The organism is Caulobacter sp. UNC279MFTsu5.1 (genome assembly GCF_900114015.1).
Classification (GTDB): domain Bacteria; phylum Pseudomonadota; class Alphaproteobacteria; order Caulobacterales; family Caulobacteraceae; genus Caulobacter.
In genome coordinates this window covers 15,460-39,615 of record NZ_FORN01000034.1, presented here as the reverse complement: position 1 = coordinate 39,615, position 24,156 = coordinate 15,460, and the positions used below count along the sequence as shown (strand labels likewise).

The following is a 24,156-nucleotide window of genomic DNA, read 5'->3' as shown; positions in this document are numbered from 1 at the left end:
GCCGCGCGCCGGCCGGCTAGCGTCGATGCGAGTCGCCTGAGCGGAGTCCTGTCGTGAGCGCCGATCCAACCTCCCCTCCCCGCCCCTGGTGGAAGGACGCGGTCGTCTACCAGATCTATCCGCGCTCGTTCCTCGACACCAACGGCGACGGGGTGGGCGACCTGCCGGGGATCACGGCGAAGCTGGACTATCTGCAGGCCCTGGGGGTCGACGTGGTCTGGCTCAGCCCGCACTTCGACAGCCCCAACGCCGACAACGGCTACGACATCCGCGACTACCGCAAGGTGATGGCCCAGTTCGGGACCATGGCCGACTTCGACGCCATGCTGGCCGGGATGACGGCGCGGGGCATCCGGCTGATCATCGACCTGGTGGTCAACCACAGCAGCGACGAGCACGCCTGGTTCGTCGAGAGCCGCAAGGGCCGCGACAACCCCTACCGCGACTACTACATCTGGCGCGACGGCAAGGATGGCGGCCCGCCCAACAACTACCGCGCCTTCTTCGGCGGCCCGGCCTGGACCTTCGACGAGGGCAGCGGCCAGTACTACCTGCACTATTTCGCCGCCAAGCAGCCGGACCTGAACTGGGAGAACCCCAAGGTCCGGGCCGAGGTCCACGACCTGATGCGGTTCTGGCTGGACAAGGGCGTGTCGGGCTTCCGGATGGACGTCATCCCGTTCATCGCCAAGCCGCCCGGCCTGCCGGACCTGACGCCGGAGGACCTGCGCGCGCCGCAGTTCGTCTACGCCGCCGGACCCCGGCTGCACGACCATCTGCGCGAGATGCGCCGCGAGGTGCTGGACCACTACGACACCCTGACCGTCGGCGAGGCGTTCGGCGTGCGGCCCGACCAGGCCCGCGACCTGATCGACAGCCGCCGGCGCGAACTGGACCTGGTGATCAATTTCGACATCGTGCGGATGGACATCGACGGCTGGCGCAAGACGTCCTGGACCCTGCCCCGGCTGAAGGCGCTGTACGCCCAGCTGGATCAGGCGGCCGGGCCGTTCGGCTGGAACACGGTGTTCCTGTCCAACCACGACAATCCGCGCTCGGTCTCGCATTTCGGCGACGACGATCCGGCCTGGGTCGAGCGCTCCGCCAAGGTCCTCAACACCCTGATCCTGACCCAGCGCGGTACGCCGTTCCTCTACCAGGGCGAGGAACTGGGCATGACCAACTATCCGTTCCAGACCCTGGACGAGTTCGACGACCTGGAGGTGGCCGGCCGCTGGCGCGACGTGAAGCATCGGGTGTCGGAGGCCGAATACCTGGCCAACGCCTGGGCCATGGGTCGCGACAACAGCCGCACGCCGATGCAGTGGACGGCGGGACCGCACGGCGGCTTCACGACAGGCCAGCCCTGGCTGGCGGTCAATCCGAACGCGGCGACGATCAACGCCGAGGACCAGGCCGCACGGCCGGACTCGGTGCTGGCCCACACCCGCGACCTGATCGCCTTCCGGCGCGGTTCGGCCGACCTGCGCGAGGGCGACTACCGCGACCTCGATCCGGACCATCCGCAGGTCTTCGCCTATCGCCGCGGAGAGGGACTTGTGGTGCTGCTGAACTTCGGCCGCGAGACGGTGCGCTACGCCCTGCCCGACGGCCTGGCGGTCGAGGGCGCGGCGTTCGGCGCGGCGCAGGTCGCGGACGGGGTCGTGACGCTGGCGGGCTGGGACTTCGCGATCCTGGCCGTCAGCGATCGGCCTTAGGCCTTCGGAGTCGGCGCCCGAGCCAGAAGATCCCGAAGCCGACGCCGATCGGCACGCCGCCGAAGACCAGGGCCAGCAGCAGCATGCCGCCCAGGTCGCCCCCGCCGCTTCCCACCATCGAAACGATGAAGGCCAGCGAGCACAGGCCGCACAGGGCCATCATCAAGGCGCCCACCGCCATCAGCAGCGCGCCGAACAGCCTGCCGACCGGATCGCGCCGGTCCTGGTCCGAACTCATGTCGCCCTCCCCTGGCCCCGTGTTTGTCCCAGCGCGAGCGCCCGGGCGCCCGCGGCGCCGGGACGGTAGAAGGTGTTGTAGGTGTCGAACGGGATGATCCGCCCGTCCGGCTCGACGAAGTGCACGCACGAGCGCTTCACCGTCCCCAGGTCGAAATTGTAGCGGTCCAGGAACTGCGAGATCACCACGCGGAAAGTGTGCTCGTAGGCCAGGCTCTGGGGCACGACGGCCTCGGGCAGGCAGCACAGCAGGGCCGCCAGCTTGTCGGAGGTGTCGGCCTGGGCCGTGGACAGCGACAGCAGGTCGAAGACCTTCCGTTGCAGCTCGGGATAGGCCTCGAACGTCACCGTGCTGGGCGCGGCGGCGACGAACAGCTCGCGCGGCAGCAGCGAGGTGACCGGCGCCACGCCGGCCCCGTCGCGCAGGCCGTAGCCGATGCAGATCTGGTCGGGATTGCACGGCAGGGGGATCAGGTCCTCCAGGGCGAAGACCCCGGCCTCGGCGATCCGGCGGCGGACCTCGGTCAGGACGATGCGGTGGTCGCGGGCGTCGAAGCCGTCGTTGCGGCCGGCGTCCTGGATCGGCTGGAAGGTCACGCCGCGCACGCAGCGCCAGGTCAGGGCATGGCGGACGATGTCGGCGATCTCGTCGTCATTGACGCCCTTCTTCAGGGTCACGACCAGGGTGGTCGGGATGTTGTTGCGCTCCAGCGCCTCCAGCGCCTGGGCGCGGACCTTGACCAGGTCGGCGCCGCGCAGCTGCATCAGGGCGTCGCGCTTGAGGCTGTCGAACTGCAGATAGACCTCGAACCTGGGCATATAGGTCGCCAGCCGCTCGGCGAAGCCGGGCTCGCGCGCGATCCGCAGGCCGTTGGTGTTGATCATCAGGTGGCGGATCGGGCGAGCCCGCGCGGCCGACAGGATCTCGAAGAACTGCGGATGCAGGGTGGGCTCGCCGCCGGACAGCTGCACCAGGTCGGGCTCGCCCTCGGAGGCGACGATGACGTCCAGCATCCGCTCCACCTCGGCCAGGGGGCGGTGGGCGTCCAGGCCGGTCGACGAGCCGGCGAAGCACACCGGACAGGTCAGGTTGCAGGCTTCGTTGATCTCCAGGATCGCCAGGCAGGAATGCTGCTCGTGGTCCGGGCACAGGCCGCAGTCGTAGGGGCAGCCATGGTCGGTGCGGGTCTGGACGGCCAGGGGCCGGTCGCCGGGCTTCAGCCAGTCCTTCTGGGCCTTCCAATAGGCCAGGTCGTCGGCGATCAGGGTCTTCTGGACCCCGTGCTCGCGACAGCGCTTCAGATAGTAGACCCGCTCGCCCTCGGCGATGATCTTGGCCGGGACCAGCGCCAGGCAGGTCTCACACAGGCTGGTGGTCTGGCCCAGGAACAGGTAGGGCGCGACCTTGCGCGAGGCGCTCTCGCCGCAGGTCGGCGCGGTAATAGACCCATCCATAGATCACCAGCCCCAGGCAAAGCAGATGGAAGACGTTAAACGGCCCGATCAACCTGGGATAGGGCTTTAGGAACTCCCAGCAGAACCGCTGCAGGCCGTACCAGCCGCACATGACGTAGAAGCCGCGGCGCATGGCCCAGTCCTGGCGACGCGCCAGGCCGGCCAGGTAGACGGCCAGGAACAGCGCCATGCTGGCGGACTCGTAGAGCTGGACGGGATGGCGCCCCACGCCATCGCCCAGGTCGACCGCCCAGGGCAGGCGGGTCGGCGCGCCGTAGGTGTCGTCCGCAAGGCCGGCGAAGAAGCAGCCCAGCCGGCCGATCACCACGCCGAGGCTGAACGAGCCGACGAAGATCCCGCCGGTCGAGCCCCTGACGCCGCGCAGCGCCTTGTAGAGCTCGACGCCGGCGATGGCCCCCACTAGCGCCCCGGCCACGCTGTGCGACAGGGCCGGGGCGTGCTCGCGCAGCGAGTTGAACGAGCCGGCCAGCCAGGCGCCGGGAATGGCGCCCAGGGCCAGGAACAGGAAATAGCCGCCGTCGATCCGGGCCGCGACCGGCTGGACCTGGCCCTTGAGCCGCCAGCGGTAGACGACGACCGTCGAGGCGGTCCCCGCGCCCCAGGCCAGCAGGTCGAAGGGCAGGTGCGCCCAAGGGGCCGTCGCGACCTGGATCATGGCGCCGAACAGCCCTCATCGCGCGCCTCTTCGCAAGCCCGTCGAACGTGAAAAGGGCGCCCACCGATCGGCGGACGCCCCTTCCTGGCATTCGGAAGGCCCTACGCCTTGATGAAGGCCAGCAGGTCCGGATTGATGATCTCCGGGTGGGTGGTGCACATGCCGTGCGGCAGGCCCGGATAGGTTTTCAGCGTGCCGTGCTTCAGCAGCTTGATGCCCAGCTTGGCCGAGTCCTCGATCGGCACGATCTGGTCGTCCTCGCCGTGCATCAGCAGCACCGGCACGTCGACCGACTTGAGGTCGTCGGTGAAGTCGGTTTCCGAGAAGGCCTTGATGCAGTCGTAGTGGGCCTTGGCGCCGCCCATCATGCCCTGGCGCCACCAGTTCTCGACGGTGGCCGGCGAGACCTTCGCGCCCGGACGGTTGTAGCCGTAGAACGGACCGGCCGCGACGTCGTGGAAGAACTGGGCGCGGTTGGCGTTCTGGGCGGCGCGGAAGCCGTCGAACACCTCGATCGGCAGGCCGCCCGGGTTCTTGTCGGACTTGACCATGATCGGCGGCACGGCGCCGATCAGCACCACCTTGGCCACGCGGCCCGGCTTGGCGCGCGCCGCGTAGTGGATGGCCTCGCCGCCGCCGGTCGAGTGGCCGACGTGGACGGCGTTCTTCAGGTCCAGGTGGTCGGTCAGGGCGATGACGTCGGCGGCATAGGTGTCCATCTCGTTGCCGGTGTCGGTCTGGGTGGACCGGCCGTGGCCGCGACGGTCGTGGGCGATGACCCGGAAGCCCTCGCCCAGGAAGAACATCATCTGGGCGTCCCAGTCGTCGGCGCTGAGCGGCCAGCCATGGTGGAACACGATCGGCTGGGCGGTCTTGGGACCCCAGTCCTTGTAGAAGATCTGCGTGCCGTCCTTGGTGGTGACGAAGCCGCTGCTCATTTTCGTGTCTCCTGGAGATTTGGGCGAGGCCTTGGGCGTCGCCGCGGACGATGGGGTCGGCGCGAGGGACGGCAGGGCCGCCACGAGGGCCAGGCTCAGGCCGCTGGTGACGACGCCGCGCCGCGAGGCGCCGTCCTGGTCGCTGGAAGATGTGGTCATGCCCCGCCTCTCTGTCGATCCGGCGGAAGGACCGCCAGGTTCTGGCCGCAGGCTAGACCGTTGGCCGGCCCGGGGCTTGGACAGGCCTGCCGTGACTTGAAGGTTCTGCGCGCCGGACGGCGCGGGTCGCGGTCAGGTTTCCGGGCGGAAGAAGGTGTTGGCCGTCAGCCGGCCGGCGCGTGGATCGGCGCCGGCGGGGCGGTCGGCCAGCACGCCCGCGTGCAGCAGGTTGCTGGCGTAGACCACGATCCGGTTGAACGCCGACGCCACGACGGTGGTCTGCTCGTAGAGCGCGTTGGAGGCGGTGATGTAGCCGTCCTGGCCGCCCGCCCCGTCCGCCATCTCGCCGCGCACGGCGGCCAGATAGGCCGGGGCGCGGGCGGGATCGATCGCCTCGAAGCCGGTGGCGCGGTGGCGGTAGAAGGCGGTGCCGCCGTGCGGGGGTCCGCACAGATAGTGCAGGATCGCCAGCTGGGCCGGCGCCGTGGTGTCGATGTGCGGCAGGCGCTGGGCCGGGGTCGCCTGGTCGGCCGGCAGGACCGCCATCGACAGGGCGCAGGTGACGTGGGCCCGGCCGTCGGGCGGCGCGCCGAACGTCGTCGCCAGATGTGGCCGCAGGGCCGTGATCAGGGCCTGGACATAGCCTGGCGGCGCGGGCGCGCGGACGCCGGGATAGAAGTTGGCGGCGGCCTTGACCGGGGCCAGGACGGCCGTGTCGGCGGCGAAGTCGACCAGGCCTTCCGCCCCTGCCAGCAGGCCGTCGACGACCAGCACCGATTGGCCCTCGCGGCCAATCCGCAGCACCTCCAGGCGAGGGTCCGGACCCGGCGCGAACGCGGATCTGCTCACCGCCGGGGCGCTTCGCCGGCCTCGGCCGTTGCGAGGTCGGGGACCTTGGTCGAGAAGCCGCGCGCATAGACGTCGGTCAGCAGGGCGCGATGGTCGGGCAGGCTGGCGGCGGCCCGCAGCCCCGCTTCGCGCACCCGCGCGAAATCGGCCCGGGCCAGGCCGCCATGGACGTGGGCGGCGGGGTCGACCGTGGTCTCGAACCCCATGCCGTAGAGGATGTACTGGTAATTGAAGTACTTGAAGCTTTCGTGCAGGTTCGGAAAATCGAACACGTTGGGCGGCCGGTGCCGCCACATCGCCAGGTGGTCGCGCAGCGTCCCGGGGATCGAGGCCGGGTCGGCGTTGTCGGTCCAGAAGCTGTTGTCGGTGCGCCGGCTCAGGCAATAGTGCAGCTTGATGAAGTCGATGGCCCGCAGGTAGCGGTCGGTCATGGCCGCGTTGAACTGGCGGGCCGCGGCCTCCATCCCGCCCCGGCGCGGCAGGTTGCGGGCCAGCATGTAGGCGGCGGCCTCGATCAGCACGATGCCGGTCGATTCCAGCGGCTCCAGGAAGCCGCCCGACAGGCCCACGGCCACGCAGTTCCCGATCCAGTGCCGGTCGCGATGGCCGACCTTCAGCTTCAGCAGGCGCGGCGTCAGGCCGTCGCCGGCCCGGCCGACATAGCCGCGCAGGACCTGCTCGGCGCGGTCGTCGGTGGTGTGGCGGCTGGAATAGACATAGCCCGTGCCGCGCCGGTCGGGCAGGCCGATGTCCCAGGTCCAGCCGGCCTCATGGGCGGTCGAGATCGTGGTGGTCGCCACCGGCGCGTCGGGGCGGTCGTAGGGGACCTGCAGGGCCAGGGCGCGGTCGACGAACAGGGTGTCGCCCCTGTCGATCCAGGCGCCGCCCATGGCCTCGCCGATCAGGGCGCCGGCAAAACCCGTGCAGTCGATGTAGAGGTCGGCGACCAGGTCGCCGTGCTCACGGGTCGTCACCGAGGCGATCGATCCGTCGTCGGCCTTGTTGACCGCCAGCACATTGCCCAGCAGATGCTTGACGCCCGTGGCCTTGCCGACGTCGCGCAGCAGGGTCGCCAGTTTGCCCGCGTCGAAATGATAGGCGTAGGCCATCGGCCCGCCGTACTGCGGATCATCCAGCCGCTTGGGCCCGCGCATCGCATCGCAGACCTTGTCCTGCAGGGTGACGGCGTCGGAGAACGGGATGTTCCCCGCCTCGCCCATCAGCCAGTAGGGCGCCAGGTCCAGGCCGCCGTTCAGCAGCCGGGGCTGGGCGAACGGGTGGTAGTAGCAGCTGTGGACGCCGCCCTGGGGCGCGGTCTTCCAGTCCACGAACCTGATGCCCTGCTTGAAGGCCGCCCCGGCCTCGCGCATGAACCGCGCCTCATCGACGCCGAGCGTGCGCATGGTGTTCTGGATGGTCGGGAACGTGCCCTCGCCCACCCCGATGATGCCGATCTCGCTGGACTCGATCAGGGTGATGCGCACCCCGTCCGGCCGGGTCGAGCCCAGGCGCCGGGCCAGGTAGGCGGCGGTCATCCAGCCGGCCGTGCCGCCGCCGACGATCAGGATGTCGTTGATCGGCCTGTCGCTCACGCCCATCCCCTCATCCTTTCGCCAGCTTCGGCGTCAAGCCGTCAGGCCGGCAGCAGGCAACGCACCGCCTCGCCGATCCGTTCGGCGTCGGGGCCCAGCACCACGTGCACGGCCCGTTCGCCGACCCGGACCACGCCGCGCGAGTCCAGCGCCGCCAGGGCCGCCTCATCGACGATGGCGTTGTCGCGGACCACCAGCCGCAGGCGGCTGGAGCAGGCCCCGACCGCCTCGACATTGGCCGATCCGCCCAGGGCGCCGACCAGGGCCTCGGCCCGGTCGTCGTCGGCGGCGGTAGGCAGGGCGACCGGCGCCGCGGGCTTGGCGACAGCGGCCTTGGCCGCGACCGGCGCAACCCCTTGCCCGCCAGCCAGGGCGGCGCGGATCTCGCCGGCCACGCCGTCGGCGATCGGACCCAGCACCACCTGCAGGGCCTTGTCCGACGGCTTGACGATCCCGCGCGCGCCCAGGGCCTTCAGGGCCGGTTCGTTGACCGCGCCCTGGTCGGCGACGATCAGGCGCAGGCGGGTGGTGCAGGCGTCGACCGACACCAGGTTGCCCGCCCCGCCCAGGGCCAGGACGAAGTCCGCCCCGCGCCCGCCGCCGGTTGTGGCGGCCTCGGCCGCGACCACGTCGTCGGCCTCCCGGCCCGGGGTCTTGAGGTCGAACTTGACGATGAAGAAGCGGAACAGGCCGTAATAGATCCCGGCGTACAGCGCCCCCAGCGGCAGCAGCCACAGCGGATGGGTCGCCTTGCCGAAGTTCAGCACATAGTCGAACAGGCCGGCCGAGAAGGTGAAGCCCAGCTTGATGTCCAGGGCGTTCATGGCCGCCATGGCCACGCCCGTCAGCACCGCATGCACCGCGTAGAGCAGCGGGGCCAGGAACATGAAGGAGAACTCGATCGGCTCGGTCACCCCGGTCAGGAACGAGGTCAGGGCCAGCGAGGTCAACATGCCGCCGACCGCCTTTTTCTTCTCCGGCCGGGCCGTGTGGTACATGGCCAGGCAGGCGGCGGGCAGGCCGAACATCATCACCGGGAAGAACCCGCTCATGAAGCCGCCGGCGCTGGGGTCGTCGGCGAAGAACCGCCGCAGGTCGCCGGTCGCGCCGTGATAGTCGCCGATCACGAACCAGGCGATGTTGTTGAGGATGTGGTGCAGGCCGGTGACGATCAGGATCCGGTTCAGGAACCCGTAGACCAGCAGGCCCGTCTCGCCCGAGCCGACGATGGCCCGGCTGGCCCCGTCGACCACGCCGTTGATGCCGTCGTATCCGAAGCCGATCAACACCGCGATCAGCAGGCCCGCCAGGCCGCTGATGATCGGCACGAAGCGCCGGCCGCTGAAGAAGGCCAGGTATTCTGGCAGCTTGAAGGTCGAAAAGCGGTTGTAGAACATCCCGCCGATCAGGCCCGAGGCGATACCGATCGGCACGCTGAGCTTGGCCAGGGCCTTGGCCTTGTAGGCCGCCGAGGCGAGGTCCGCGTGGGCCTTGATCAGGCCAGCCGTAACGTCCGGCGGCACGTGCAGCAGGGCCTTGGCGCCCTCGGTGGCGATCAGGAAGCAGACCACGCCGGCCAGGCCGGCCGCGCCGTTGTTCTCCTTGGCGAAGCCCACCGCCACGCCGATGGCGAACAGCAGGCCGAGGTTGGAGAAGATCGCGTCGCCGGCCGCGGCCACGAAGGCGATGTTCAGCAGGTCCGGCTGGCCCAGGCGCAGCAGCAGTCCGGCCACCGGCAGGACGGCGATCGGCAGCATCAGGGCGCGGCCCAGGGGCTGGAGGAATTCGAGCGGGGACTTCATTCGCTTCAGGCTCCAACCTTCGCGTGGAAGGCTTTGCAGAGATCTCGGACCGCCTCGGGGGAGGTCTGGTCCAGGGCCTGGCGGGCCAGGGCCTGGCAGGCTTCGACGTTCAGGGCGCGGACCAGGGCCTTGACCTCCGGCACGGTGGCGGCCGTGGCCGACAGCTCGGTGACGCCCAGGCCGACCAGCACGGGCACGGCGACCAGGTCGGAGGCCAGGCCGCCGCAGACGCCGACCCAGCGGTGATGCCTGGCGGCGCCGGCGCAGGTCTGGGCGATCATCCGCAGCACCGCCGGGTGCAGGGCGTCGATGCGGGCGGCCAGCTCCGGATTGCCCCGGTCCATGGCCAGCACGTACTGGGTCAGGTCGTTGGTGCCCACCGACAGGAAGTCGGCTTCGGAGGCCAGCAGATCGGCGGTCACGGCGGCGGCCGGGGTCTCGATCATCACCCCCAGCTCGATGCGCTCGGTGATCTGCAGCTCGCGCTTGGCCTCCTCCAGCATGGCGCGGACGGCGCGCAGCTCGTCGAGGCTGGCGATCATCGGGACCATGATCTTGCACTGGCCCAGCGGTTTGACGCGCAGGATGGCGCGCAGCTGGGTCTTCAGCAGGTGCGGCCGCCACAGCGACACGCGCACGCCGCGCAGGCCCAGGGCCGGGTTCTCCTCGGCCGGGATCGGCAGGTAGGGCGCGGCTTTGTCGCCGCCGACGTCCAGGGTGCGGATGATCAGCGGTCGGCCGTCCAGGGCCGAGGCGATCGCCTGGTACTGGCGGGCCTGCTCGTCCTCGTCGGGCGGGGTCTCGCGCTCCAGGAACAGGAACTCGGTGCGCAGCAGGCCCGAGCCCTCGGCGCCGTTGGCGGCGGCGGCGAGGGCGTCGTTCAGCGAGCCGACATTGCCGAACACCTCGATGCGGGTTCCGTCGGCGGTGCGGCTCTCCTGGTGGGCGGCGGCCTTGGCGGCGGCCTTGCGCTCGTGGCGGGCGGCGATGGCGGTCTGGGCGTCGGCCAGCTGGCCGGCGTCCGGTCCGACGCGAAGCGTGCCGTTCTCGGCGTCGAGGATCAGACCCGCCCCCTCGGTGACGTCCAGCACGCCCGGGCCGGCGGCGACGATGGCCGGGATGCCCATGGCGGCGGCCAGGATGGCCACGTGCGAGGTCGGCCCGCCCTTGGCGGTGCAGAAGCCCGCCACCTGGCCGGCCTCGACGCCCATCAGTTGCGAGGGCAGCAGTTCGTCGGCCAGCAGGATGGCGCCGGCCGGCAGGGCCCGGGCCTCATCCTCCTCGCCGCTGAGGGCGCGCAGCACCTGGCGCTCCAGGTCGATCAGGTCGTCGACGCGCTCGGCCAGCCGCCGGTCGCCCAGGCCGCGCAGGGCCTCGACATAGCCGCCGACGGCGCGCCGCCAGGCGAAGCCCGCGCTCTTGCCCTCGGCGATCAGCCGGTGGGCCGAGGCGGTCAGCTCGGGATCCTCCAGGAAGGCCAGGTGGGCGCCGAGGATGGCCTTGCGGGCGGTGTCGCCTTTCGCGGCGGCCTTGTCGATCCGGGCGCGGACCTGGGCCAGGGCGTCCTCCAGGGCGGCGCGCTCGTGGCCCGCGCCGGCGCCGGCCTCGGCCACGACGATGTCGCTGGAGACGAAGCGCACGGCCTGGCCGATCGCCAGGCCCGGGGCGGCCATCACGCCGCGCAGCAGGCCGGGCTCGGAGGGCGGCGCGGCGCGGACGGTCTCGACGGCGGGGGCGGGAGCCGGGGCGGCGGTCGGCGGCAGGGCCGCGGCCTCGCCCATGCCGCCCTCGATCAGCTCGACGACGGCGGCGACGGCGAAGTCGGCGTCCGGGCCGCTGGCCACGACGCTGATGCGGTCGCCATGGCGGATGGCCAGGGACATCACCCCGACCGGGCTCTTGGCGCTGGCCCGGCGGTTGACCGCGACCAGGGCGACGTCCGAGGCGAACTTGCGGGCGCTCTCGGCGATCCGGGCGGCCGGCCGGGCGTGGATGCCGTGCTGCAGCGGCACCACCACCTCGCGCGACACCTCGCCCTCGGCGACCGCCAGGGTCGCCCCGGCCCCGCCGATCGGCGCCAGCTCCATCAGGAAGTCGCCGACCGCGGCGGCGTGGTCCTGCTCGCGGCGGACGATCTTGAAGGCGTCGGGATTGGTGATCACCACGGGGGTGATCAGGCTCTTGGCGCGCTGCGACAGCAGGTCCAGGTCGAAGCTGATCAGCTTGTCGCCAGCCTTGACCGCGTCGCCGTCCTTGATGTGGACCTCGAAGCCCTCGCCGCCCAGGCCGACGGTCTCCAGCCCGACGTGCATCAGGATCTCGGCGCCGTTGTCGGCCCGCAGGGTGACGGCGTGGCGCGTGGCGTGCACGGCGATCACCCGCCCGTCGCAGGGCGCGTGCAGGGTCGAGCCCAGGGGATCTATGGCCAGGCCGTCGCCCAGCATGCGCTCGGCGAACACCGCGTCGGGCGTCTCGTCCAGCGGGGCGATCCAGCCCTTGAGCGGCGAGGACAGTACGAGATTGGGCACCGATACGCTTCCTGCTTCTGAGGTCTACTTGGTGATCTTGGTCGGGGTCAGCGTGACCTGGTCGAGCACCAGGGTCGGCTCGACCGTGCGCGCTGTAAAGGTCAGGCAGAGGTCGTGAAAGCCCTCGCGCCGGGGCAGTACGCCGGACACTGTCCCCAGGCCGGGTCCGCGCGCGGCGGCGCCCAGCGGGATGGCGGCGATCCGTTCGCCCGCGCAGCCGTCGATCCGCACCTCCAGCTCACCGGCCGGCGAGGCCGGGGCCCGCAGCGGGATCTTCTCGCGGTCGGCGCCGATCTGGAAGTTGAACGGGACCTGGCCGATGCGGGCGGTCAGGGTCAGCCCGGCCGACAGGTCGGCGCCCTTCCACACCCAGCAGGGGTTCATCAGGTCGACCGCGAACACCGCGCGCGGGCCGTCGCCGGAACCGGCCTTGGGGGCGTCGTCCTCCAGCGACAGGTTGATGCCGTTGCTGCACAGCTCCAACTGGTGGCTGTCGCGGGTCTGGGCCGCCAGCAGGCTGACGGGATAGTCGCGGATCCGGCCCAGGGCGGCGTCGCCCAGGAAGGTCCGGGCCCGGACGGTCTTGCCCGGCGCGAGGGCCAGGGGCGCATCATAGAGACCGGACGCCCTGGTCGGGGCCCGGCCGTCGGTCGTGTAACGGATCTCGCCCAGGCCCAGGCCCGAGGCCAGGGCGACCGCGACCTGGCCCCCGTCGGCCGGACGCAGGGTCGCCTGCGGCTCGTAGGGCACGGTGTCGTGGGCCACGCCCAGCACGTCCAGCCGCGCGGTCTCGGCCGGCAGGCGGGCGGCGAAGCCGGCCCAGTCGTGTCGGGCGGCCGGCGTCCAGCCGTTCTCGGCCACGGCGACCAGGCGGGGGAAGGTCATCCGTTCCAGCCGCTCGTCGGTGCGCATGTGCTCGGTGAACGCGGTGGCCTGCAGGCCCAGGATGTGGGCGCGCTGGGCCTCCGTCAGCGCGGTCGGGGCGGCGTCGAAATCGTAGACGTCCTTGAGGCTGACGATCTTGATCCGGCCGGGCGGCTCGTCGGCCGAGGCGCTCTGGCGGCGGTCCAGATAGAGGGTGCTGTCGGGGGCCAGCACCGCGTCATGGCCCTGCGAGGCCGCGGCGACCGCCCCGTCGATCCCGCGCCAGGACATCACCGTGGCGTTCGGGGCCAGGCCGCCTTCCAGGATCTCGTCCCAGCCGATCATCCGCCGGCCGCGGGCGTTGATGTGCTTCTCGGCCCGCTGGATGAACCAGCTCTGCAGGCCGTGCTCGTCCTTGACGCCGAGGGCCTGGATCTGGGCCTGGACCTCGGGGCTGGCCTTCCACTGGTCCTTGACCGCCTCGTCGCCGCCGACGTGAATGTACTCGGACGGGAACAGGTCCATCACCTCGTCGAGCACGTCGTTCAGGAAGGTGAAGGTCGCCTCGCTGGGCCGGTAGAGGTAGGGGAACACGCCCCAGTCGCCCATGGCCTGGCGCGGCGGGGCCTTGGTCATGCCGAACTGCGGATAGGCCGCCAGCGGCGCCAGGGCGTGACCCGGCATCTCGATCTCGGGAACGATGGTGATCCCGCGCGCGGCGGCGTAGGCGACCAGGTCGCGCACCTGGTCCTGGGTGTAGAAGCCCTGGTAGCGGACCGCCTTGCCGGTCCTGGGATCCCGGCCCGCCGCCCCGGCCGGGACGCGCCAGGCGCCTTCGCGGGTCAGCTTCGGATACTTCTTGATCTCCAGCCGCCAGCCCTGGTCGTCGACCAGGTGCCAGTGCAGGACGTTCAGCTTGTGGGCGGCCATGGCGTCGAGGATCGCCTTGATCGTCTCGACGCTTTGGAAGTGGCGGGCGCTGTCCAGCATGAAGCCGCGCCAGGCGAAGCGCGGGCTGTCGTCGATGGCGACGGCCGGCAGCTGGACGGGCCCCTTGGCGGCGTCCTGGACGGCCAGTTGCCAGACGCTGACCGCGCCGTAGAACAGGCCCGTGCGCTTGGCGGCGGTGATCATCACGCCGGTCGGGGCGACCTGGAGGGCGTAGGCCTCGGCCTTGCCGTTCTGGGCCGAGCCGCGGGCCAGGACGATGGCCGCCTCGCCGGCGGGCGGCGCGCCCTCGACCACGGCGGGCTTCAGGCCCCGGGCCTTCAGCAGCATGTCGGACAGCTGGCCGGCCACGACGCGGGCCTCGACATCGCCCTTGGCGACGAAGATCCGGGTCCGGGCGGTCAGGGCGAAGGTCCCCTGCCCCAGAGTCGCCTGGGCGGGCGCGGGCGTGAGGGTCAGAATGGGTTCAGCCGCGCAGGCGGCCGAGGTCGCCGCGAGCGCGGCGATCGAAACCGACAGCGCGCCGGTCAGTCTCAAGGCGGCTCTGGCGAAGGGCGGGGCGAAGATCATGAATGAAGGCTCGCCCGCCGACGGAAAGCAAAAAGCGGGCGGAGCGTTTGACCGCTCCGCCCCAGCTCCATGCTTGCAGTCAGGAGGGCTTGGGTCGCGATCGGCGGCGGGCTGGTCATGAAACGATCCTGGACCCTGCCGCATCCGACGCGACGATCTCGAAAACAAAAACTGGCTCGAAAACAAGGACGGGGCCCGCGGCCCGGATGCCGATGACCCCGTCCATACCGGCTAGAACTTGAACCGGACGCCGCCAAAGACCATGCGGCCGTTCTTGTAGATACGGGCCGGACGGTTCTTGTCGTTGTCGTAGTTGTCGGTCTGCTTCTCGTCGGTGAGGTTCACCGCGTCGAGGCTGAGCGAGATGTTGTCGGTCAGGTTGACGCTGGCCGACGCGTCGAGCGAGGCGATCGAGTCCGACCACAGCTGGCGGTAGCCGCGCTCGGCGTCGTAGTCGACGAAGAACTTGGACCGGTAGTTGTAGGACAGACGGGCGCTGAAGCGCTCGTTTTCATAGTAGCCGCTGACGTTGAAGATGTTCTTCGAGTTCGACGGCACCGGAACCCCCGACGACGAGCTGGCGTCGGAATAGGTGTAGTTGGCCAGGACGCCGAAGCCGTTCCAGACGGGCATCTGGAAGTTGACCTCGAAGCCCTTGGTCTCGCCGCCCGCCACGTTGACCGGACGGCCGACATTGTAGTCGCAGCTGTAGAGGCCGGCGCTCTGCAGCACGCAGTTGTTGGCCGGGTTGACGACCCGCGGGTCGTTGGCGGCGGCCTGCAGCGGCAGCTTCTCGACCGTCGCGCCCTGGACGATGTAGGTCGAGATATCCTTGTAGAAGAAGTCGACCGACAGGATCGACTGCGGCGCGAAGTACCACTCCACCGTCGCGTCGTACTGGTTGGCGCGATAGGGATCCAGGTCGGGGTTGCCGCCCGAGGCCGTCAGCAGGGACTCGGTCAGCGAGGTGAAGCCGGCCATCTGGGCGTAGTCCGGGCGGGCCATGACGCGGCCGGCCGCCAGGCGGATCACCACGTCGTCGCGCACGTCGAACGAGAAGTTCGCCGAGGGCAGGATGTCGGTGTATTCCTTCTCGCCCGAGGTCGGGGCCATCAGGCCGAACGGGTTGTTGATGGCGCCCGGCGTGCCGGCCGACACGCCCACGCGCCATGCGTTGGTCTCGATCTTGGTGTTGACCACGCGAACGCCGACATTGCCGCGCCAGCCCTCGCCCTTCAGGTTGCCCATCACGTAGCCGCCGAAGGTCTTCTCGTTGAAGTCGAAGCTTTCCAGCGGACCGAAGTGGTCGCAGTTGGCCAGGCCGATGCAGCCGCCGACATTGGGGTTGTTCGGATCGTAGATCGTGGCCGGACCCATCGCGGCGTAGATCGCCTCGATCTTGTCCTTGCTGGCGGTCAGGTACGAGCTGAGCACGCCCGCCCCCTTGATGCCGTCCAGATAGTCGCCCGGCGTCACGCCGTTGGCCACGTCGGCCAGCGAGCACGAATGGCCGCCGCAGGCCGTGGCGCCGAACAGGGCGCGGCGCTGGCCGTAGGTCTGCACCACGTCGCGGTCGTGGTCGGTGTATTTCAGGCCGAACTTGACCGAGCTGAACACGCCGCCGTCCAGGAATTTCTCGCCGTCGACGAAGGTGTAGAACTCGTCGTCGTCGTTGACGGTGGTGTTGGCCGACACCCAGCCCAGGGTCATCTCGTCGTCGGCCGTGGTCGGGGTGATGTCGGTGAAATGCACCTTGGGCAGGCCGTTCGACAGGTCGTAGGTCAGGCCGGTCGGGGCGTTGGTCTCCCAGAACGGCTGCAGGTCGGTGGCGCCCTTGGCCTTGGTGTAGCCAACACGGCCGCTGAACTCCCAGCCGTCGGCCGGACGCCACTTGCCGGCCAGGTCGATCGAGCCGACGTTGGTGTGGGCGATGCGATCGATGGCGTCGAACACCACGCCGTTGCCGCCGATGGCGTTGAAGTTGCCGGCGGTGGCCGTGCCGTTCTCGACGCGGGTGATGTTGAACTGCGAGCCCGGCGAGGTGCTCAGGGCCCCGACCTTCTGGCTGATCCAGGCCATGTAGTTCTGGTTGAAGTTGTCGGCGTCCATCTTGGAATAGAGGCCGGTCAGGTTCAGCTCGAACTTGTCGGTCGGCGCGTACTGGATGGCGAAGTTGGCGCCCTTGCGCTCGCGGGTCTGGGTGAACAGCGACGAGCCGATCAGGCTGGGCGCATAGACCGTCTGGCCGGGGCTGATGCCGCTGATGTTGCCAGAGCCCGAGGCGGTGGTCACGGCCTGGTAGCCCAGGACCTCGATACCGTCGCGGCGGATGCGGCGCTTGTCGTAGATGCCGCCGACCAGGACGCCCAGGGTCTTGTCGGCGTTATGCCAGCTGAGCATGGCCGAGGCGGTCGGATCGGTGTTGCCCGACTTCTCGTCATGGAAGGCCTGGACCGAGCCGGACACCGACAGCGGGGCCAGGTCCAGCGGGTTGCGGGTGTGCACGTTGACCGTGCCGCCCACGCCGCCCTCGTCGATGTCGGCCATCGGGCTCTTGAAGACCTCGACCTTGCCGACGATTTCCGACGGCAGCATCAGGTAGTTGAAGCTGCGACTGGCCTTGAATTGATCGAGAATGAACCAGTCGGCGGTGGCCACGGCGTGGCCGTTGAGCAGAGTACGATTCAAGGTCGGCGCCGTGCCGCGGATCGAGATCCGCTCGCCTTCGCCGAATTCACGCTGGATAGTGACGCCCGGAACGCGTTGCAGGGATTCGGCGACGTTCTTGTCCGGGAACTTGCCGATATCTTCGGCGGTGATCACGTCGATCACGGCGTTGGCGCTACGCTTGGCTTCGACTGACGCTTGCAGCGAAGCGCGAATGCCGGTGACGACGACTTCTTCGACTTGTGTAGAGTCCTGCGCGAAGGCCGGCGCGGCCAACGCAACCGCCAGGACGCTGGCGGACGCTGTTAGAATGGTCTTGTGAAACTTTCTCATCTTCGAATTCTCCCCGTGTGTTTTTTTCGAGCCATTGAGCCTGGAGCTGAACCCCAAGCCCAATTTGATACCAATTTTCTGCGGACATCCGTAGAATGAGGTACTTCTTGGGCCCCAAAACGGGACTGTGACGGAAATTTATCGGATGACAAGGCCAAAAAAGAACCAATTCCAGACCATCTTCTTATTGGTATGAAAATGGTCATATGCTATCCCGTTGATCACGGGGTGATGCGGATTTGCGCGGGGGTGCGGAGTTGACGATGTTTTCTGAACGGATCGGCGGCCTGACGGGCGACGATCACGCTCCGCTCTACAAGCAGTTGCAGCGCGCCCTGCGCGACGCCATCCAGAGGAAGGTGTTGGCGCCTGACGACGCCCTGCCGGCCGAGCGCGACATGGCCGAGGAATTCAGCGTCTCGCGGATCACCGTGCGCAAGGCGCTGGACGGCCTGGTCAGCGAGGGCCTGCTGACCCGCCGCCAGGGCGCGGGGACCTTCGTGGCCGCCCGCGTGGAGAAGAGCTTCTCCAAGCTGTCGTCGTTCACCGAGGACATGATCTCGCGCGGGCGCACGCCGCGCAGCGAGTGGATCAGCAAGGCCCAGGGCTCGGTCACCCCCGAGGAGTCCCTGACCCTGGGCCTGTCGCCCGGAACGCCGGTCTATCGCTTCAACCGGATTCGCTATGCCGACGGCGCGCCGATGGCCGTGGAATATTCCACCATCGCCGGCTTCGCCCTGCCGTCGGCCGAGGCGGTCGGCACCTCGCTCTACGAAGCGCTGGAGGTCACCGGTCATCGGCCCGCCCGCGCCCTGCAGCGGCTGCGCGCGGTGCTGTTCACCGCCGAGCACGCCGAACTGCTGGGCGTTCCGGCCAAGGACGCCGGCCTGCTGATCGAACGCCGCGGCTTCCTGAAGGACGGCCGGGCGGTCGAGGTGACCCAATCCTACTACCGCGGCGACGCCTACGACTTCGTCGCCGAACTGAACGCCCTTTCCTAAAGGGCTCGTACCGAACGGGGCCCGCCCCGCGTTTATCTGAAGGGAACGCCCGTCTTGGAGGCCAATGTCTTGACCCGATCCGCATCCCCCGCCGAACCTTCCTCCACGGGTGGGCGTCTGACGGCGGAATCGACCCGCATGTTCCTCGAGGCCGGCCAGGCCTCGCAAGTGATCGCCACCCAGCTGGGGGCCAACGCCGCCCGCGCCGCCAAGATCGCCGAGCGCCTGCGCGCCAACCCGCCCCGCGCCGTGGTCACCTGCGCGCGCGGCAGCTCGGACCACGCGGCCACCTTCGCCAAGTACCTGATCGAGACCCGTACCGGCGTGCTGACCTCGTCGGCCGCCCTGTCGGTCAGTTCGGTCTACGCGGCCCAGCAGGACCTGGGCGACGTGCTGTATCTGGCCGTTTCGCAGTCGGGCAAGAGCCCCGACCTGCTGGCCGCGGTGCAATCGGCCAAGGCGGCCGGCGCCTTTGTCATCGCCCTGGTCAACGACACGACCTCGCCCCTGGCCGCCCTGGCCGACGAGGTGCTGCCGCTGCACGCTGGCCCCGAGCTGAGCGTGGCGGCCACCAAGTCCTACATCGCCGCCCTGGCGGCCATCGCCCAGCTGGTCGCCGCCTGGACGGAAGACGACGACCTGACCGCCGCCCTCGCCACCCTGCCCGCCCTGCTGGCCGAAGCCTGGACCCTGGACTGGACCCCGGCCGTCGAACGCCTGAAGCTGGCGCGCAACCTCTATGTGCTGGGCCGCGGCGTCGGCTTCGGCGTGGCCCAGGAGGCGGCCTTGAAGTTCAAGGAGACCTGCGGCCTGCACGCCGAGGCCTTCAGCGCCGCCGAGGTGCTGCACGGCCCGATGGCCCTGGTGAAGGAAGGCTTCCCCGTCCTGGTGTTCGCCCAGAACGACGAGAGCCGCGACAGCGTCGACGCCATGGCCAAGGGCGTGGCCGAGCGGGGCGGCGACGTCCTGCTGGCCGGCGCCGGCGAAACCGGGGCCGGCGTGCTGCCCGCCCTGGCCGCCCATCCGGTGATCGAGCCGATCCTGATGATCCAGAGCTTCTACCGCATGGCCAACGCCCTGTCGGTGGCGCGCGGCTACGATCCCGACAGCCCCCCCCACCTCAACAAGGTCACAGAAACCGTCTGATGCAGTCCGTTCTCGTTAATGGCCGCATCCTGACGCCACACGGCATCGTCGAGGGCAAGGCCCTGGCGATCCGCGACGGGCGGATCGACGGCCTCATCGACCCCGCCGACGCGCCGGCCGCCGTCCAGCGCCACGACCTGGACGGCGGCCTGCTGGTCCCCGGCTTCATCGACACCCAGGTCAATGGCGGCGGCGGGGTGCTGTTCAACGACTCCACCACCGTCGAGGCGATCGCCGCCATCGGCGCCGCCCACCGGCCCTATGGCACCACCGGCTTCCTGCCGACCCTGATCAGCGACGACCTGGCCGTGGTCGACGCGGCCATGCGGGCGACCGAGCAGGCCATCGAGGCCGGCGTGCCTGGGGTGCTGGGCGTGCACATCGAGGGCCCGTTCCTCAATGTGAAGCGCAAAGGCATCCACGACCCCAGCAAGTTCCGGACCCTCGACGACGAAGCCGTGACCCTGCTGAGCTCGCTCAAGCGCGGCAAGACCCTGGTGACCCTGGCGCCGGAGACCACCACGCCCGAGATGGTGCGCCGCCTGGCCCAGGCCGGGGTGACCGTCGCCGCCGGCCACACCAACGCCGCCTATGGCGTCGTGCGCAAGGCGCTGGACGCGGGCCTGACCGGCTTCACCCATCTGTTCAACGCCATGTCGCCGCTGACCAGCCGCGAGCCGGGCGTGGTCGGCGCGGCGCTGGAGAGCCAGGCCGCCTGGTGCGGGATCATCGTCGACGGCCGCCACGTGGACCCGGCCGTGCTGCGCATCGCCCTGCGCACCCGGCCGCTGGACCGGTTCATGCTGGTGACCGACGCCATGCCGACCGTCGGCATGGCCGACAAGAGCTTCGACCTGCAGGGCCGCCACATCCAGGTGGTCGACGGGGTCTGCGTCGACGACCAGGGCACCCTGGCCGGCTCGGACCTCGACATGATCGGCGCGGTGCGCAACGCCGTGGCGATGCTGGGCCTGTCGCTGGAGGACGCCCTGTCCATCGCCTCGGCCGCCCCCGCCGCCTTCCTGGGCCTGGCGGATCGGCGCGGGACCATCCAGCCCGGCCAGGCCGCCGACCTGGTGCTGCTGGACAAGGACGTTCAAGTGCGCCGGACCTGGATCGACGGGGTCGCGAACCTTTAAACCCGTCATCCCGGATCTTCGCGCCGCGCGTCGCGAAGAAAGCCCTCGAACGCAAAACGCCCCCGCCGGCCCCGGGCCGGAGCGTCCCCTACAGGGACGCTCCGGCGGAGCCAGCGGAGGCGTATTAAGATCCCCGGAAGGGGAGCTTTTAGACTTACGCGCCGCCCGGGAAGCGGAACGGGACCTTCACGGTGCCGGTCTTGGCGCCCATCGGCAGCTTTTCAGCGATGCACATGGCGGCCTTGTCGAAACCCTTGCCGGCGGCGCTGTTGTCGACGACCTTGCACTCGGTCAGCTTGCCGGCGTCGGCGGTGCATTCCAGCATCACCTGGGCGGCGTCGCGCGTGTTGGCGAATTGTTGCAGGCAACGGCCCATTTGGTCTTCGAAGCCGCCAGCCGCCGAGGCGGCTTGAGCGACGAAAAAGCTGCCAGCGATTCCCGCGGCAATAGCGATCGGATATTTCATCCCGCTGCTCCTAGTAGTGTGTCTCGCCCTTCGGACGTCGCGTCGTCCGGACGCCTGAGCTTTTTCGCAGAACCGAGTTAAAATATTCTGAGTCAGCGAAAGATCGTTTTCTTCATTTGTTGGTAACCACGCTTACTTGGCGAATACGCCAGTTTCACTTGAAACTACACTCAGGATGCATTGTCGGCGACTCGACGCCATCGCGGGCGTGACTCCTGCGCGCGCCCGTTCCTTGGTTCCAGGCCTGGCGGCTGGAGGGGCTCGCGGCGGGGAATCCGGAGGGTGCGACACGCCCTGCGGCAAACGCCCTTAACCAAAGTCAGGAACTATTAGGAATATGTCGTGATGATCCCCCTCGACGTTGGTGATCCGTGCGCACGGACCGCCGCAAGAGGGGACCAAATCCGATGAAGCGCTTCCGGCTCGTCGATCTGCCGTTGATCATCAAAATCGGCTTCGCGCCGGCTTTCGCCTTGCTCATGCTGGCCCTGATGGCCGGCGGCGCGATCGTCATGCAAAAGAGCCAGTCCGCCGCGCTGCACCAGGTCGTCGAGACCGACATGCGCGAGAACATGGAGATCCAGGCGATCTCCAAGCGGATCTCCAACATCAACGGCGAGCTCTACACGGTGTTGACCCACAAGGCGGGCAATATCGAGGTCGACAAGAACGACGCCCGCATGGCGGCGATCCTGACCGAGACCGACGCGCTCAAGAAGGATCTGACGGCCCTGAAGGGCAAGCTGCCCAAGGACGAGCAGCCCAAGATCGCCGAGCTGATCAAGTCGCTCGACGAATGCCGCAGCGCCATCGACACGGTCAGCGGCATGATCGGCGTCGACTTCAACATGGCCGTCGGCTTCATCGCCCCGTTCGAAGAACAGTACGCCAAGATGACCGGCCAGCTGGACGCCGTCGTCGCTGCCGCCAACAAGCGCATCGCCACCGAGACGGCCAAGAAGCAGGCCGAGGCCACCGCGGCCATGAGCGCCACGATCATCATGTCGTTGATCACGCTGTGCGCGGTCGCCGGCCTGGCCTTCATGACCGTCATGACCACCCGCAAGTCGATCGGCGACATCGCCGGCGCCACCGAGAAGCTGTCCAAGGGCGACAACACGATCGACCTGGAGAAGATGACCCGCGGCGACGAGCTGGGCGCCATCGTCCGCTCGCTGAAGGTCTTCCGCGACAACCAGCTGCACCTGGAGCAGATGCGCGCCGAGCAGGAGAAGTCGGCCGCCCTGACCGCCGACGAGCGCCGCGCCAAGGAAGAGGCCGCCGCCGCCGCCGCCCGCGAGAACGCCCTGGTGGTGTCGTCGCTGGCCGAGGCGCTGGAGCACCTGGCCAAGGGCGACCTGACGTTCCGCGTCCAGGCCGACTTCCCGGGCGACTATCGCAAGCTGAAGGACGACTTCAACGCCGCCATCACCCAGCTGCAGGAAACCATCAAGGTCATCGCGGCCTCGACGGACGGCCTGCGCACCGGCGCCGACGAGATCGCCCACGCTTCAGACGACCTGTCGCGCCGCACCGAACAACAGGCCGCTTCGCTGGAAGAGACCGCCGCCGCCCTGGACGAGCTGACCGCCACGGTGCGCCGCACCGCCAGCGGCGCCAAGCAGGCCTCGGAAGTGGTTTCCAGCACCCGCGGCGAAGCCACCCATTCGGGCCAGGTCGTGCACGAGGCCGTCTCGGCCATGGGCGCCATCGAGGACTCGTCCAAGCAGATCAACCAGATCATCGGCGTCATCGACGAGATCGCCTTCCAGACCAACCTGCTGGCCCTGAACGCCGGCGTCGAAGCCGCCCGTGCGGGTGACGCCGGCCGCGGCTTCGCGGTCGTCGCCCAGGAAGTGCGGGCCCTGGCCCAGCGCTCGGCCGAAGCGGCCAAGGAGATCAAGACCCTGATCTCGTCCTCGACCCAGCAGGTCAGCCAGGGCGTCAGCCTGGTCGGCCAGACCGGCGAGGCCCTGCAGCGGATCGTCACCAAGGTCGGCGAAATCGACGCCCTGGTCACCGAGATCGCCGCCTCGGCCGCCGAACAGGCTACGGGCCTGAACGAGGTCAACACCGCCGTCAACCAGATGGACCAGGTGACCCAGCAAAACGCCGCGATGGTCGAGCAATCGACCGCCGCCACCCACTCGCTGAAGGGCGAGACCGGCGAGCTGGTGCGCCTGATCGGCCGCTTCCGGGTCGGCGACGGCCGCCAGCAGACGACCGCCTACGAGCGTCCGCAGATGGCCGATCCCGCCTATCACGCCCCCGCCGCCAATCCGGTGGCCGAACAGCGCGCCCGCCTCAACGCCTTCGCCCGTCCCGGACGCGGCGGCGCGGCGACCGCGGCCGCCCCCGCCAGCGACGGCTGGGAGGAGTTCTGATGTCGACAGCGATCGCCCTGCCCGAAACCCTTGATCTGAAGGCTTCGGGGCCGCTCAAGCAGGCGTTCGTCGAACGCCGCGGCCAGGACATCGAGGTCCATGCCGATCAGGTCCGTCGCCTCGGCGGCCTGTGCCTGCAGGTCCTGCTCGCCGCCCGCAAGGCGTGGGCCGAGGACGGCAAGCCCTTTTCGATCACCGCGCCTTCCGAGGCGTTCGTGGAAACCATCCGTCTTTTCGGGGCCGAAGGGGCCCTGCTTCAGGCCGAAATCCAAGGAGCTGCATCGTGACGCGTACTGTCCTCACGGTCGATGACTCGCGTACGATGCGGGACATGCTGCGCATGGCCCTCGCCGGCGCCGGGTTCAACGTCGTCGAAGCCGTCGACGGCGAACACGGGCTGGAAGTGCTGTCCGCCCATCGCCCCGACGTGATCATCACCGACATCAACATGCCCAAGCTGGACGGCTTCGGCTTCATCGAGGCGGTGCGGGTCGACGACGACTATCGCGCCATCCCGATCCTGGTGCTGACCACGGAAAGCGACCCCAGCAAGAAGCAGCGGGCCCGTGAAGCCGGGGCGACCGGCTGGATCGTCAAGCCGTTCAATCCCGAGAAGCTGGTCGAGGCGATCCGCCGCGTCGCGGCCTGATCGAGCGCGCTTCAGGTACTGAAATACCTTTGTAG

At 69.4% G+C, this 24,156-nt stretch carries 17 protein-coding genes and 1 pseudogene; 7 read left to right on the top strand and 11 right to left on the bottom strand.

Annotated features, from left to right (window positions below):
- The first annotated feature begins 53 nt into the window (after positions 1–53).
- Positions 54–1,718 (top strand): alpha-glucosidase, encoded by a 1,665-nt coding sequence (locus BM066_RS17700; protein ID WP_089929746.1) that lies wholly within the window; start codon positions 54–56, stop codon positions 1,716–1,718.
- Here BM066_RS17700 and BM066_RS17695 read toward each other — a convergent pair.
- The 10 genes from BM066_RS17695 to BM066_RS17650 form a co-directional block, all read right to left on the bottom strand.
- Positions 1,702–1,956, bottom strand: a complete 255-nt coding sequence (locus BM066_RS17695) for a hypothetical protein (protein ID WP_089929745.1) — start codon at positions 1,954–1,956, stop codon at positions 1,702–1,704. The genes BM066_RS17700 and BM066_RS17695 overlap by 17 nt on opposite strands.
- Positions 1,953–3,410: a radical SAM protein gene (locus tag BM066_RS17690; RefSeq protein ID WP_089929744.1), complete on the bottom strand. Its 1,458-nt coding sequence runs from the start codon at positions 3,408–3,410 to the stop codon at positions 1,953–1,955. Before BM066_RS17690 ends, BM066_RS17695 begins: the two co-directional genes overlap by 4 nt.
- Entirely contained in the window at positions 3,316–4,086 is a 771-nt protein-coding gene (locus BM066_RS17685) for a prolipoprotein diacylglyceryl transferase (RefSeq protein WP_089929743.1), read from the bottom strand. Before BM066_RS17685 ends, BM066_RS17690 begins: the two co-directional genes overlap by 95 nt.
- Before the next feature lie 101 nt (positions 4,087–4,187).
- Positions 4,188–5,024: an alpha/beta fold hydrolase gene (locus tag BM066_RS17680; protein WP_218150918.1), complete on the bottom strand. Its 837-nt coding sequence runs from the start codon at positions 5,022–5,024 to the stop codon at positions 4,188–4,190.
- Positions 5,025–5,315: 291 nt separating this feature from the next.
- The gene (locus BM066_RS17675) at positions 5,316–6,032 is read right to left on the bottom strand and encodes a DUF6445 family protein (protein ID WP_089929741.1); all 717 of its coding nucleotides are present in this window, start codon (positions 6,030–6,032) and stop codon (positions 5,316–5,318) included.
- Positions 6,029–7,630 carry a tryptophan halogenase family protein gene (locus tag BM066_RS17670; protein WP_089929740.1) on the bottom strand — a complete coding sequence of 534 codons (1,602 nt, stop codon included), beginning with the start codon at positions 7,628–7,630 and terminating at the stop codon, positions 6,029–6,031. Before BM066_RS17670 ends, BM066_RS17675 begins: the two co-directional genes overlap by 4 nt.
- 35 nt (positions 7,631–7,665) lie before the next feature.
- On the bottom strand, positions 7,666–9,426 hold the full coding sequence (gene nagE / locus BM066_RS17665) for an N-acetylglucosamine-specific PTS transporter subunit IIBC (RefSeq protein ID WP_089929739.1): 1,761 nt from the start codon (positions 9,424–9,426) through the stop codon (positions 7,666–7,668).
- A gap of 5 nt (positions 9,427–9,431) precedes the next feature.
- Positions 9,432–11,954 carry a phosphoenolpyruvate--protein phosphotransferase gene (gene ptsP, locus BM066_RS17660; protein ID WP_089929738.1) on the bottom strand — a complete coding sequence of 841 codons (2,523 nt, stop codon included), beginning with the start codon at positions 11,952–11,954 and terminating at the stop codon, positions 9,432–9,434.
- Between the two features lie 24 nt (positions 11,955–11,978).
- Positions 11,979–14,336, bottom strand: coding sequence for a family 20 glycosylhydrolase (locus tag BM066_RS17655; RefSeq protein ID WP_089929737.1), 2,358 nt, complete (start codon positions 14,334–14,336; stop codon positions 11,979–11,981).
- 231 nt (positions 14,337–14,567) lie between these two features.
- On the bottom strand, positions 14,568–17,336 hold the full coding sequence (locus BM066_RS17650; protein ID WP_089929736.1) for a TonB-dependent receptor: 2,769 nt from the start codon (positions 17,334–17,336) through the stop codon (positions 14,568–14,570).
- 263 nt (positions 17,337–17,599) lie between these two features.
- On the opposite strand from BM066_RS17650, the gene BM066_RS17645 reads away from it, so the two are divergent.
- From BM066_RS17645 to nagA, 3 genes are read left to right on the top strand one after another with little or no spacing between them, the layout of a single operon-like run.
- On the top strand, positions 17,600–18,337 hold the full coding sequence (locus BM066_RS17645) for a GntR family transcriptional regulator (protein WP_089929735.1): 738 nt from the start codon (positions 17,600–17,602) through the stop codon (positions 18,335–18,337).
- Between the two features lie 54 nt (positions 18,338–18,391).
- Positions 18,392–19,483 (top strand): SIS domain-containing protein, encoded by a 1,092-nt coding sequence (locus BM066_RS17640; RefSeq protein WP_089929734.1) that lies wholly within the window; start codon positions 18,392–18,394, stop codon positions 19,481–19,483.
- A complete protein-coding gene (gene nagA / locus BM066_RS17635; RefSeq protein ID WP_089929733.1) occupies positions 19,483–20,622 on the top strand; it encodes an N-acetylglucosamine-6-phosphate deacetylase in 1,140 nt (379 codons plus the stop codon). The genes BM066_RS17640 and nagA overlap by 1 nt, the downstream gene beginning before the upstream one ends.
- Positions 20,623–20,776: 154 nt before the next feature.
- Here the strand turns inward: nagA and BM066_RS17630 are convergent, their stop codons facing one another.
- A complete protein-coding gene (locus tag BM066_RS17630) occupies positions 20,777–21,088 on the bottom strand; it encodes an energy transducer TonB (RefSeq protein WP_012284370.1) in 312 nt (103 codons plus the stop codon).
- A gap of 361 nt (positions 21,089–21,449) precedes the next feature.
- Between BM066_RS17630 and BM066_RS17625 the strand changes: the two are divergent.
- The 3 genes and pseudogenes from BM066_RS17625 (at position 21,450) to BM066_RS17615 (ending at position 24,121) form a co-directional block, all read left to right on the top strand.
- Positions 21,450–23,472: pseudogene (locus BM066_RS17625) on the top strand (methyl-accepting chemotaxis protein).
- Positions 23,472–23,759 (top strand): STAS domain-containing protein, encoded by a 288-nt coding sequence (locus tag BM066_RS17620; protein WP_019847923.1) that lies wholly within the window; start codon positions 23,472–23,474, stop codon positions 23,757–23,759. Before BM066_RS17625 ends, BM066_RS17620 begins: the two are co-directional and overlap by 1 nt.
- Positions 23,756–24,121 carry a response regulator gene (locus BM066_RS17615; RefSeq protein WP_028038734.1) on the top strand — a complete coding sequence of 122 codons (366 nt, stop codon included), beginning with the start codon at positions 23,756–23,758 and terminating at the stop codon, positions 24,119–24,121. The genes BM066_RS17620 and BM066_RS17615 overlap by 4 nt, the downstream gene beginning before the upstream one ends.
- Positions 24,122–24,156: the final 35 nt, after the last annotated feature.